The sequence below is a fragment of the Paenibacillus radicis (ex Xue et al. 2023) genome, from assembly GCF_024722015.1.
Taxonomy (GTDB): domain Bacteria; phylum Bacillota; class Bacilli; order Paenibacillales; family NBRC-103111; genus Paenibacillus_S.
Genome location: NZ_JANQBD010000002.1, coordinates 86,513 through 98,828, shown reverse-complemented (window position 1 = coordinate 98,828; position 12,316 = coordinate 86,513). Strand labels below are relative to the sequence as shown.

General features: G+C 41.2%; 10 protein-coding genes and 1 pseudogene. All 11 read left to right on the top strand.

Annotated elements, in window-relative coordinates; genetic code table 11:
* Positions 1 to 132 precede the first annotated feature (132 nt).
* The 11 genes and pseudogenes from NV381_RS03090 to NV381_RS03040 all read left to right on the top strand — a co-directional run bounded on the left by NV381_RS03090 (position 133) and on the right by NV381_RS03040 (position 12,103).
* Entirely contained in the window at positions 133 to 813 is a 681-nt protein-coding gene (locus tag NV381_RS03090; RefSeq protein ID WP_258211800.1) for a lysoplasmalogenase, read from the top strand.
* 208 nt (positions 814 to 1,021) lie between these two features.
* A complete protein-coding gene (locus tag NV381_RS03085) occupies positions 1,022 to 4,735 on the top strand; it encodes an S-layer homology domain-containing protein (RefSeq protein ID WP_258211799.1) in 3,714 nt (1,237 codons plus the stop codon).
* Positions 4,736 to 5,187: 452 nt separating this feature from the next.
* Positions 5,188 to 5,973 (top strand): class I SAM-dependent methyltransferase, encoded by a 786-nt coding sequence (locus NV381_RS03080; protein ID WP_258211798.1) that lies wholly within the window; start codon positions 5,188 to 5,190, stop codon positions 5,971 to 5,973.
* A gap of 77 nt (positions 5,974 to 6,050) precedes the next feature.
* Complete coding sequence (locus tag NV381_RS03075; RefSeq protein WP_258211797.1) at positions 6,051 to 6,479, top strand: GNAT family N-acetyltransferase; 429 nt, start codon at positions 6,051 to 6,053, stop codon at positions 6,477 to 6,479.
* Positions 6,480 to 6,518: 39 nt separating this feature from the next.
* The gene (locus NV381_RS03070; RefSeq protein ID WP_258212141.1) at positions 6,519 to 6,905 is read left to right on the top strand and encodes a GNAT family N-acetyltransferase; all 387 of its coding nucleotides are present in this window, start codon (positions 6,519 to 6,521) and stop codon (positions 6,903 to 6,905) included.
* A 316-nt stretch (positions 6,906 to 7,221) separates the two neighbouring features.
* Positions 7,222 to 8,061 carry a 3-methyl-2-oxobutanoate hydroxymethyltransferase gene (gene panB, locus NV381_RS03065; protein WP_258211796.1) on the top strand — a complete coding sequence of 280 codons (840 nt, stop codon included), beginning with the start codon at positions 7,222 to 7,224 and terminating at the stop codon, positions 8,059 to 8,061.
* Positions 8,062 to 8,284: 223 nt separating this feature from the next.
* Positions 8,285 to 8,653, top strand: a complete 369-nt coding sequence (locus tag NV381_RS03060; protein WP_258211795.1) for a YrdB family protein — start codon at positions 8,285 to 8,287, stop codon at positions 8,651 to 8,653.
* A 614-nt stretch (positions 8,654 to 9,267) separates the two neighbouring features.
* On the top strand, positions 9,268 to 9,501 hold the full coding sequence (locus NV381_RS03055) for a hypothetical protein (RefSeq protein WP_258211794.1): 234 nt from the start codon (positions 9,268 to 9,270) through the stop codon (positions 9,499 to 9,501).
* A gap of 256 nt (positions 9,502 to 9,757) precedes the next feature.
* Positions 9,758 to 9,842: pseudogene (locus NV381_RS03050) on the top strand (VOC family protein); the annotation flags it as partial.
* A gap of 580 nt (positions 9,843 to 10,422) precedes the next feature.
* Entirely contained in the window at positions 10,423 to 11,190 is a 768-nt protein-coding gene (locus NV381_RS03045; RefSeq protein ID WP_258211793.1) for an aminoglycoside 3'-phosphotransferase, read from the top strand.
* 91 nt (positions 11,191 to 11,281) lie between these two features.
* Positions 11,282 to 12,103: a hypothetical protein gene (locus tag NV381_RS03040; RefSeq protein ID WP_258211792.1), complete on the top strand. Its 822-nt coding sequence runs from the start codon at positions 11,282 to 11,284 to the stop codon at positions 12,101 to 12,103.
* Positions 12,104 to 12,316: the final 213 nt, after the last annotated feature.

The following is a 12,316-nucleotide window of genomic DNA, read 5'->3' as shown; positions in this document are numbered from 1 at the left end:
TAAAACAATGCGATTATTCCTTATGTGGAATGTCGCTTTTTTTTAACCGTTTTTTAACTTGGTCTGCTATAATCTATCGTAAATATGGAGATAGAAAGCAGAGGGCGCAGCCCCTTAACTGGAGGTATTGACATGTATCGAAAGCTATTAATAGCCGCCATTATTTTTTCAGGTTTAGGTTATCTTTGTGCCTTAGCAGGTGAAAATATGACGATGCGCTGGATTTTAAAGCCAGGAACTATCATTCTGATGATACTACTGGCAGCAACAACACGAAATGTTCCTAAGCCCTATAAAAATTTAATTATTACAGGGTTATTCCTCTCTGCCATTGGCGATAGTTTTTTATTGCTAGCAGGAAAGCAATGGTTTTTGTTTGGATTGGTCGCATTTTTATTCGCTCATATCGCATATGTCGTCGCTTTTGTGACTCGTTGGCGCTTTTCTCCCGTTCATTTACTTGTTATAATTCCGATTGCGGCATACTCCTTTTTACTCCTAGACAGACTCCATGCAAGCATTCTTGCAGGTGGAAATGCCGGATTATGGATTCCGGTATTGGTTTATGTCGTCGTGATTTCTATCATGATTTGGAGCGCTGTTATTAGTAGAAGCTGGATTGCCATAGCAGGGGCAATTTTGTTCTTCATGTCCGATTCACTGCTTGCCTGGAATATGTTTGTCATGCCGATTTCATGGGCGGGATACGGGGTGATGATCTCCTACTACCTTGCTCAATTTTTACTTGCTAGCAGCATTGTAAGATCAAAGGGGAGCGCGATCGCATATGCAAACCACAATTCATCCATATGAACAATCCGATAAGGCAGGAGTTTGTTAACTGCTCAATCTAACGCGTTCGATAGAGCTTGAGATCAAATTAACCGGTTTTCCTGACTTAAGGAAATCGGTTTTTGTCGTTTTCGTCTAAAAATGTTTTTTTATAAATGTTTTTTAACCAGTTTTTAACTTCTGCTGATAGATTGATAGAAAACAAAGAAAGAGATGAGGGAGAATACTTATGTTTTCAGTTTGTCTGCATCACAACAGGATGCGCTTTCGTCGCATCTCCATCATTTATATGCTTTTGTCTATACTGCTCATTCTGTCCTGGGGCGCGCCCATACAGGTGAAGGGAGCGGGTGCCGCATTCACGAATTTCAGTGTCGAGCCTGAAACAACGGTATTGTACAGCGGCTATTCGTCAGGCGGAACTTATACGAAGGAAACGCCGGCATATCATTTTAAGATGACGTCAACGGACGCCTTGCAGGAGGGAGATACGATTGAAATCCTTCTGCCGTATGGTTTTAATTTTGTTGGAAACCCGCATTTCTATGGGATGTGGACAACTGATGTCAGTGTGCCTTCGAACAGTTTCGAGGTCAGAGTGAACGGTTTAACGCTCACTCTATTCGATTCCGTTACAACGCAAAGATCGGATGATGGGCAGCCAATGGTATTCTTTCATATGAACCAGCCGATACCTGCCGGGGGGGACGTTGACATTAAGCTGACGAATTTCCTGATTACGCCGGATTATCATTATGTAGAACCAAAAGCTTCGCAATTTGCGGTTAGTACCCGTTCAAATTCGGTTCAACGTACTACGTTTAGCAATATTTACTTTCGCAGTATAGTGAACTTTCGTCCGGATATGAGCACGTATGCGGCTGCGGCGAATACGTCTTACCAATTCAAGTTTACGGTGATGCAGCAGATTAAGCCTATGGATTTGATCACCTTGAAATTCCCCGCGGGCATTACCTTACCTACTGCAATCGACGTCTCAAAGGTACAGATTGGCGGAGTACCTGTTACAATGGCGAATGTCGTTGGCGACAAGCTGCAGTTGCAACCTAGCCAGCTGCTCACAAGCTATTCGGCTGCGCTTATCACAATCGATGCTTCGGCCTTGATTGCCAATCCGGCTGTACACGGCTATTATACGTTTGAAATATCCACCAGCGTTGATCTAGAGGCTGCGTCAGGACGTTTCGGAATTATTCCGCAAGGAGGGGCTTCATTAGCCGATAACCCGTATTCGGATGAGGGCTACGTTGAGGTCAATAGCGACGGCAATTTGCGATTCCGGTTCACCAGCCCGACGATTCTGAAGGGGGGCGACACAGTTACGGTGACCAGTTCTGCGGGCACCGTATTAAGTGATACAGCCATCGCTGCCACTGATATTCATATCGAATCGGGCATGGGTCTGGAAATGGACGGTTATTCGCCGGCTTCTGTCACCCGTTTGGCAGGCAATAAGCTGCAATTCGTACTTCCTCCGGAATATTATTTGATTCCTGATTATTCTCTAGTGTTTTCCATGCCAAACCTGTTTGTTCAATATGGAGTATACGATATGCAGGTGACAACCTCCCAGACAGTGAAGCCAAACACAGTACCGCTCACTATCACTCCGGACACGGTACAGGAATTTACGGTCATACCTGCTATACCGTGGGCTAGTGAGACCAATGTGCCGTATACGTTCAGCCTGCAGCCGAACGAGCCGTTGGTTGCTGCCAATGACGATTTCATCACGCTGAGCCTTCCGCCACAGTTGAAGGTACCCGTTGTTCTGGATCCAATTACGAATTCGGGGGCGATCGATCCGAACTTGGTTCGGGTGAACGGAGTTCCAGCCAAGAAAGCGATCTATAGCAGCTATTTTGGCATGTCCATCTTAAAGGTAACCGTACCTCAAGATATCCCACTGCTCGGAAGGATGGAGATTGCTGTTAGCGGCAATGCTAGTTGGATGAATCCAGATGAGGGAACGTACGCATTCAGCGTTTATCCGAAATACTCCAGCTCCAGCTCGGCAACTTTATCGGTTCGGTATAATAAGATCACCGGAATCAGCGCTTCTCCCCAGACCGTACAGCTTCAGCTGGGTGGCAAAGTCAGTCAACAGTTGAAGGTAACGGCGCAGCAGTCCAACAACAGCGTGATGGATGTGACGAATGCTGTGTATGGGACGGCGTACCGGAGCAGCGACAGCACTGTGGCTACCGTTACAGCCGATGGATTTATTGAGGCCAAGCAGTCGGGCACTTCGGTCATCACGGTTACGAGCGGCGTATACAGCGATATGGTGAGCGTGACTGTAGTGAAAGCGGACGTGCTGCCGCCAGTGAACGAGATCACCGGAATCACGGCAGAACCGAGGACCGTGCAGCTTCAGCTGGGTGGAAAAGTCAGCCAACAGCTGAAAGTAACGGCGCAGCAGTCCAACAACAGCGTGATGGATGTGACAAATGCTGTGTATGGGACGGCTTACCGGAGCAGTAACAGCACTGTGGCTACCGTTACAGCCGATGGTTTAATTGAGGCCAAGCAGTCGGGCACGTCGATCATCACGGTTACGAGCGGCGTATACAGCGACACGGTGAGCGTGACTGTAGCGAAAGCGAACGTGCCGCCGCCAGTGAACGAGATCACAAGTATCATGGCAGCACCGAAGAACGTAGAGCTTCAGCTGGTCGGAAAAGTCAGCCAGCAGCTGAGTGTAACGGCGCAGCAGTCGAATAACAGCGTGTCGGATGTGACGAATGCTGTGTATGGGACGGCGTACCGGAGCAGTAACAGTACTGTGGCTACTGTTACTGCCGATGGTTTAATCGAGGCCAAGCAGGCAGGCACTGCAGTTATTACGGTGACAAAAAGCGTATATAGCGACACGGTTAATGTTACGGTTAATCCAGTCTATAGCAGACCGAGAACGTCGTCGTCTTCTTCCATTGAAACAACCTCTACAGCTACTGGTGCAGCTGAAGATCAGTTAAGTGTGGAGAAGGAGATCATTGCTGTGCTAGGAGGGGAGGTTACGCTTCCGAGCGCAGGTTCGGTCATGATTCCACCAGAAGCACTGCTGGTCAACGGTAAAGTTAAGGTCAGCGTCCAAGCTAATCCACCTCCTAACATAATGGGGCGAACGAATATCAGACGGATTGTAGATTTTACGAGCAGTACCGGAGCGAATTTGAACAAACCGATCCAGATCAGCTTGAAGTATGATGGCTCGTCAATTTCACCCGGATTAAAGCCTGCCGTATATGTCTTCAATCGGACGCAAGGCAAATGGTTATATGTCGGAGGCGTTGTTACCGGCAATGACACGGTGGCTATTGAAGTGAATTATTGGGGTACATTCGCGGTGTTCTCTGCGGAGGTGCACGTTTTCAACGATATGAATGGTCACTGGGCAGCACAATATGTAGATCGTTTAACTGGCAGAAATGTCGTTGACGGCTTCGAGGATAATACATTCCGGCCGGATCAGTCGGTGACCCGGGTGCAGCTGGTCAAAATGATTGCCGATGCGTTGGCATTTAAAGCCTCCGGAACATCGACCTATTTCGCCGACAGTGAACTTTTGCCGGACTGGGCCAAGGATGCCGTTGCTCAAACGGCCCAAGATGGTTTGATACAAGGCTACGAAGAGAAAGGGAGCGCATGGTTCAAGCCGAATCAGCCGCTGACGCGGGCTGAACTCGCAGTCATTCTCTCCAGAGTACTGGATCGCAATGCCGTCCATACTAATAAGGCAGTATCGGCATTCACGGATCAAAAGGACATTCCCGAATGGGCGCAACCAGCCGTGATGGCGGTCTCCGCTGCAAAGATCGTAAGCGGCTACCCTGATGGGGCTTTCCGCCATGGAAGTTATGTGACGAGAGCCGAAGCGGCAAAAATGATTTATATGCTGCTCGAGACGGTTCATATTTAGATACGATGCTCAAACAGTAAACTGGCGCGGAGATTAAGCTAACCATGTAGGGATAGTTACAACAAAAAATCAAGAAAAGTGTTGCTCCAGATGATTAGTTTGTGGTAACATTTCAACAATTACCAATAAATTCCTCTAAAATTTGCTTTTACATAGAGCCCTTCTATATGCTGACACTTCGAAACCCTTTGGGGAGTAGACTGTGACGGTTGCACCCGTTAAAGTGCAAGGGTATATGTGACATTCATTGTTAGCGCACGCAAAATGAGGTCAATGCGCTATGCACGGATGAACTTGGGTGGTAACACGGAGTATTTACTCTCGTCCCTTTTTAAGGGTCGGGAGTTTTATTTTTTCGGGGAGCTGATAGGAATGATTGTGATGCCAGCCAACTTGCTTTATTCACAAGGAACAGCTGTTTCGTATTCAAATATTGAATAGGGGTGTTGCAAATGGAACTGAAAAATACGTTTAACGAAGTTGCCGGTGAATATGACAAATACAGACCTAGCTACCCGTATCAGCTGTTTCACGATATTTTGGAATATGCGCAACTAAAGCCGTCCGATACCATACTCGAAATAGGTTGCGGCACAGGTCAGGCAACAAAAGGATTTGTGGACCTCGGGTACGATAATGTGACTTGCATTGAATTAGGACAAAAACTTGCAGAATTTACTAGTGAAAAATTCAAAAATAACACCAACGTCAGCATCATTAATTCATCCTTTGAAGAGTGGCAAAGCGGAAGGAGTATTTTCGATTTAGCAATATCCGCAACAGCATTTCATTTCATTCAACCGCAACAATTTGGGTACCGGAAGGCGTTTGACTTACTCCGTGACCGAGGATCAATTGCATTCTTTTGGACCGTTCACGTTCCATCATTTAATAACGTTTTTAAACTAATTCGAGAATGTTATAGAAAATATGCGCCAAATCTCGATGACGCAGATGCACCATCAGTTGAGAAAATCATTGACGAAAGGTCAGTTTTAACTATAAAGGACGGATTGTTTGAAGATTTAATAGTAAAGCAATACAGATGGAATGACACCTACACAACGGATGAATATATTTCATTATTAAATACGCACTCTCGACATAGAATACTTCCCGAAGATGTAAGAGTTAAGCTATTCGAAAACATCAAAAATGCAATTGATGAAAATGGCGGAACGATAATAAAACCTCAAGCTGTTGCCTTGTTCCTTGCGAAAAAGAAGCTTGTTGTGTAAGCGGTACACATAGCTGAGGGGCTTGCTTCGCGGTAACTCCTCTTTTGTAATAAAACTATAAAGGAGTCGAATTCAATATGATTCGTGAAGCTGAAATAACAGATAAAGATCAATTATTTGATCTCTATAGAATGTTAGTACCCAATAGTAAGAAAATGAATGTTCTTGAAGAACAAATTGATAAAATTAAAAGGGATCCTAACAATTTCTTGCTTGTATTTGATGAAAAGGGAAAAATATTAGGGACACTAACACTAAACATATGTTTACAAGCTCTGCATGGCTTGAGACCGTATGGAGTAGTAGAGAACATAATTGTCCATGAGAACCATCGAAGCAAGAATATTGGACGAAAACTTTTGCAATATGTTGAGGATTATTGTAAATCAATAGATTGTCATAGGATTATGCTTCTAAGTAATTCAACCCGTGAAAGAGCACATGAGTTCTTTGAAAGGGAAGGATTTAACGGATCAATAAGTAAGGGATTCAAAAAATATTTTTAAACGATTGCTCAGCTATCGGAGAACTAATGTCCATTGGAAATGCGAGGCGGTGAAACCATGTTTTGTTTAAAAAAGGTTGAGAAGTTTTCATCCGATATTACTTCCGTAATGGCACAATGCATTCATAACCCAGATACAGAGAAGATGAACAGAGTCTTGAAGACATATGAAGCAGATCCTTACCGTATTGTATATGCATACTATAAAGAATCGAAGGATGCAGCTGCCGCAGCAATTATTGGCTTAAAGCTAAACCCAGAACAAAAAAGCGCAGTAATCCTACATATCGCCGTGAATCATAGCCTTAGAGGAAATGGGATCGGACGTAATTTAGTTAATGAGGTTATATCATTACATGTTTTACCACAATCGAAGCCGAAACTGATAAAGACTCAGTTAATTTTTATAGGTCATGTGGTTTCATAAAAAGTTTAGGCGAGAAGTATCCAGGAGCAGAGCGTTTTTTATGCGTGAAAATGTGGTTTTTTAAGCTAACCTTATGATAAAGGGGGGTTATTCTTAGCGGGATATTGCTTTCTTCGAATATAAAATGAATGTTTTGTTGACTGTAGAATTTTTTTCTTAGCTGATGTTCTCTTGTTGTATAGCTTCTTATATTGTGATAAGTTTTTAGTGTTGGGATGGCATCCTTGATAGGAGCTCATACCTGGCTGCTTGTTAATTGTTTCACCATTACCTGTGCTCTGATTCCAAAGGCGAACAGAGACTAAGGAGGATTCACATGAAAAAGAATATGGACTATCTGCATTGGAAAAAACGGAATGATAAAAAGCTTACGATGCTAACTTGTTATGACTATCCCACAGCCATATTACAAGATAAAGCTGGGCTGGATGTGATTTTTGTAGGTGATTCATTAGGAACAAACGAATTGGGTTATGAACATGAAATTTCCGTCACTCTCGATGATATTATACACCATCTGAAAGCAGTGCGGCGGGGAGTGAAAGAAGCCTATTTGCTGGCAGATATGCCGTATAAAACGTACGAGGACCCAGAAATGGCACTGCTTACTGCTAAAGAACTAGTTCTTAACGGAGCAGATGGCGTTAAGTTAGAAGGAATGCGAGAAGATGTTATATCACATTTATATAGTAATGGCATAGAGGTCTGGGGTCACCTCGGATATACCCCTCAGCTCCATAATAAGGCAGTTGTACAAGGAAAGACATTTGATTCAGCTAAATTTCTGTTAAACGGTGCAATTGCTTTACAAACTGCTGGTGCAAGCATGATTGTATTGGAACTTATACCAGAAGAACTCGGAAAAGTAATTACAGAGAAGCTTAGTATTCCCACGATCGGAATTGGTGCTGGAAGATTTACAGATGGACAAGTACTCATAGTTCAAGATATGTTGGGTATTACTCCATTTGACCTTCGTCATTCAAAGAACTACGGTAATCTAGGTCAGATAATGCTTAAAGCATTTCAATCGTACTCAAATGAAGTTGAAAACGGCGAATTTCCACAAATAGGGAATGTTCGAAACATGAAAGATGAGGAACGTGACAAACTATTAAATTGTTGTTTATATACACATTCATCGAATGAGGAATAATGAAATAGATAATTTTTAAGGCGAGAAAACGAATATTTTCATCTAACGGAAACGATAGTTTAATAAATAACAAGTACGCGGCTGCCGGCACTATTGGGCAGCCGCGTTGTGCTAACCGCAGATGGTGTAAATATTGGTAAAATCTATGTAGAAATCTTAATTACCAAAAATTAGTAGGGTCGTACTTGAAAATAAGTAAAGGTATTTCAAAGGAGTAGCTATTATGTTCATTTCAATTAATCTTATGATCCGGTTCCTCCTAGAACTGATTCTTCTCGCTTCATTGGGCGTCTGGGGTTATCATTTTGCTGCTGGAACTTTTTCTAGAATCGTCCTCACCGCAGGGCTTCCGCTAACAGCCGCAATCATATGGGGACTTTTTATCTCCCCGAAAGCCAGGATCTCTCTACCAATAGCCGCAGTAGTCTTCATCGAGTTTTCGCTGGTCGGAATGGCAGCCTACGGTTTAATATGGTCAGGCTATCTTGTTACCGCCATCGTCTATACGATACTTCATATCGGAAATCGGCTTCTGCTGCTTTTCGTCAACGGGAAAAATGAGGATCTGCTAAAGCCTTTTATCCGGAAATGACATTGGCCTGCAGTATACACAACTAACGGAAAACGAAGTTATTTCAACAATAGAATTAATAAGAGAACGGATTGCTTTGGTTATCAATTGTAGTTTCGACACACCTATCGAGTTCATTTAAACCACTTTAAACGTAATTTATAAAGAAGACCTTATTGCACAATATTATTTACAGAATCTCGATGGTGAAGTAATTGTTGACGTACTGTCATTTGAAAAATAGTCTGTAATAGAAAAAAAGATTAAGCTTACGGAGAACGATAGCGCAGGAGCTGGCATAAAAGCCGCTCCTTTTTGATTTTCTGCAGTTTAAAATGACGGTTAATGAAATTGGAATATCCATATTTCAGATTGTTTCGTTTTGTATACGAAGTAATGGAGGGAGATGTGATCCATTTGAAGATCTTTTGTCTATTCATACGGGAACATGTATCACTTTCCGCAAATGAGAGTTGTTATCAAACGTTAACCTATGTCGGAGTTAATATTTTGTTAATAGTTTATTTATAGAGAATCAATAAGCTTGAATTAAAATAAAAGGTAAGATGTTTCCTCAATATATTCTAAATGTGAACAATGTACATAATAATAGATCCTTTAAAAAGGAGGAGATTATGGATACAGCTAAACGTGTAGCAATTTTAAAGAATTATGAAACAGAATGCTTTAGCCTTTGTATGTATATCCTTCGATGTGAATCAATGGCACTTCAAGCTTCCAAAGAGGTATTATTTTATCTTTTTAAGTGTCAAACCTTTTTCAATCAAACAGATGATGATCGGAATTATTATTTAAGAAAAGAATCAACAAGAATTGCTTTAAACATCTATAAGCAATCCTTAAACTAGTGTGATAAGTGTTAGTGTTTTCCTAATTTTATTCCTGAAGGCATAGCGGGGTCGAGAAGGTTGGGGCAAGATAAATGATTAAAGTTCATGGTTTATACATAAAAGTAGAGACGTTAAGCTAAACGGGACACTATAGCTCAATAAAGAATTAGAGAAGGCAGCTGATCCAATCTGGACAGCTGCCTTCTCGGCTAGACGGGCAGGATAGTTGAAGATTGAAATTACAAAAGAATGAAGGTGAAGAACAGGTGTTGCAAAGAAAAAAGAGATTAGTGAATTTGGAAAGTTTATTTTGGATTGAAGATCCTGAGGGTCGACTGGTCGAGCTTTGGGAGAAATAACGAGTTGTAATTTATTTGCTATTGAGCTAACTAGGAACGATAGCTGAGAAACAACGAAAGAGGCGGTGCTACGGCAGTGCTCATTTCATCGAACTAAAAGGCAGTAATGCATGGTAAAATGAAGAAAAGAAATACTTTTTATAATCTGCTGGAGGAAGGTATTATGGTTGATTTTGTTTACAATATGAATTTTGAACAAAGAGACAATCTATTAGGTATTTCCGGTGAATGGCCTGCTAAGTGAGGTGCTGGCAGTATTAGACAATTTGATTTTATTGATTTAACAGCTTAAAGGAACTAATCGTAAACAAATTCATTAACCCATTTGATAGTCAAAATAGATTACAGAGTGTCATTAGATACACTTTTTGTACCAAAAGAAGATGCAACGAGTAAGTTAAAAGAAGATATTATTTCGTTCTGCATAAAAACCGATGAACTGGGTATCGAAGATTATTTATACGCCTGGTGGGACTAAGCTAAACATTCCTGTTGAGCCTAAGAAATTGGCTTTGTAAAAAAAGGAGCGCCTAAGGTATGATGGGTTTGTCCACTAGACCATCAAGGAGGCGCTCTTACTATGAAGTTTAAACAAACCGACGGACAAAATCAACGAATTGAGGGAGAGCAAATGGAAAGGCGAGAAATATCTTTTGATATAGAAACGGTACCGAATGCCATAAAACAATACATAAAAAATTCCAATATATATGATAGCAGTTGTTCAAAAAATGCAAAAACGTTATTTGTGAAAGGAACGGATAACTCTTTTCTTAAGATTAGTAAAAAAGGCAGTTTAGAACGAGAATTTAGAATGACCTCATTCTTACATAGTCATAACGTTGCCCCAAAGGTTATTGCTTTTGAATCAGATCAGGATAATGATTATTTTTTAACCGAAGCAATAACAGGAGAAGATGGAGTATCAGGAGTTCATCTTGAGTACCCAAATAAAGTATCTAGTGTTTTTGGGGAATATTTGAGGATGTTACATTCAATCTCCACAGTCAATTGTCCTTATGATAATAGGACCTCAGAATTACTGGAAGAACAATCCGACATAAGCTATGATCTTAAAAAACGAATCACTTTTACTGCTGAAAATAATGTCATCATTCACGGGGACTATTGTTTGCCTAATATCATCATGGATAACTTTTCATTTAAAGGTTTTATTGATGTAGGATATGGTGGTGTCGGGGACAGACATTATGATATCTGTTGGGGAATTTGGACTCTTAATCACAATTTAAAGACAAATATTTATAGAGATTTATTTTTAGATGCATACGGGAGAGAAGATATAGATATCGAACGATTGACATATTTTACTCATTTGATTGGATAATGTAAATAACGTGGCTATGTCAAGAACTTGATCCGATTGCCAGGGCGCGTTAAGCTAACTGGCAGTTTTCTTCAATAGGGTGTGTTAAAATATGAATATTTTTATTTCATTTAAGGGAGGAAAGGTCTTGAAGCTCATTATGAATACTTCTCCATTCCGCTTGGAGCAAGGTTATGATTTGGGGTTTGGTCCAAGTGTTTATGATACAATGGCGGAAGTAATTATAACATTTCAAAACCCGAATGAGGATATTCTTTTTTCATATACAAATTGGGATATAGAATTGGATCCACATATAGACTACTTTATTGAACAATCAGCGTGCTTTTTCCACTCAGGAATAATCCATGACCCCGATCAATCAATAGCCCATAAGGTGAAGGAGGTACTCTTGCATCATTATGAGCCTAAGTGCGATCCGAAATCAATTATGGCTTTGCAGGATCAACTGATGACTCAGTTTAAAGAAAACCCTTTGAATGAGTTGGAAGAAGAGTTAATAAGAAAAATTGGTACTACCGTACACGAAATGCAAACGATTTACACCCTTAAGGATCGCGACAAGAAAACTCAATCGTTTGTGAATAACCGTTTAGTTGATACCACTTCCACCTGGCCACTCCCTTATGACACACCCGTTAATTTAAAAAACATATTGTGGTATCGAGCAAACTCGAAAGAAGACATTTTAAGGTCATTTGATCTAACTGATTGGTGGTTTACTTGTGTGATCATGAACAGGAACACGACTGTTGAAAATTATAACTACTTTCTCGATTATACCGAAGAACATCGTGAGGAATATGATGGTATGGTTCTCTATATTACGGCAAGTAAAAAGAGGCATTTTAAGGACACAGTTCTTCCACGACTGATCGATCTCTTAGGCGATAAACTCGAAGTCGTCGGTTAAAACAGGATCTTAATTTTCCTCACTTGTTCCAATAGTGAATTTACTTCTAAGATACTTCCAAAAATAACAGTTGTTGATTAAGCTCCCTCGAAATGATTCAGTTTCCTCACTCAGGCTCATGAATTCGCAGGATTTCACCCTGTAGTAAGTTGAAGAGAGGAAGAGAAGGAGGAGCTGGTTTCTGTTGAAAATAGAAAAGGGCGTGCGCAAACA

Bases quoted from the DNA above. Each gene is read 5' to 3' on its own strand.
- NV381_RS03040 (WP_258211792.1), top strand. From the start codon at position 11,282: ATGAATATTTTTATTTCATTTAAGGGAGGAAAGGTCTTGAAGCTCATT.
- NV381_RS03055 (WP_258211794.1), top strand. From the start codon at position 9,268: ATGGATACAGCTAAACGTGTAGCAATTTTAAAGAATTATGAAACAGAA.
- NV381_RS03075 (WP_258211797.1), top strand. From the start codon at position 6,051: ATGATTCGTGAAGCTGAAATAACAGATAAAGATCAATTATTTGATCTC.
- NV381_RS03060 (WP_258211795.1), top strand. From the start codon at position 8,285: ATGTTCATTTCAATTAATCTTATGATCCGGTTCCTCCTAGAACTGATT.
- NV381_RS03045 (WP_258211793.1), top strand. From the start codon at position 10,423: ATGAAGTTTAAACAAACCGACGGACAAAATCAACGAATTGAGGGAGAG.
- NV381_RS03070 (WP_258212141.1), top strand. From the start codon at position 6,519: ATGCGAGGCGGTGAAACCATGTTTTGTTTAAAAAAGGTTGAGAAGTTT.
- NV381_RS03080 (WP_258211798.1), top strand. From the start codon at position 5,188: ATGGAACTGAAAAATACGTTTAACGAAGTTGCCGGTGAATATGACAAA.
- NV381_RS03090 (WP_258211800.1), top strand. From the start codon at position 133: ATGTATCGAAAGCTATTAATAGCCGCCATTATTTTTTCAGGTTTAGGT.
- NV381_RS03085 (WP_258211799.1), top strand. From the start codon at position 1,022: ATGTTTTCAGTTTGTCTGCATCACAACAGGATGCGCTTTCGTCGCATC.
- panB (WP_258211796.1), top strand. From the start codon at position 7,222: ATGAAAAAGAATATGGACTATCTGCATTGGAAAAAACGGAATGATAAA.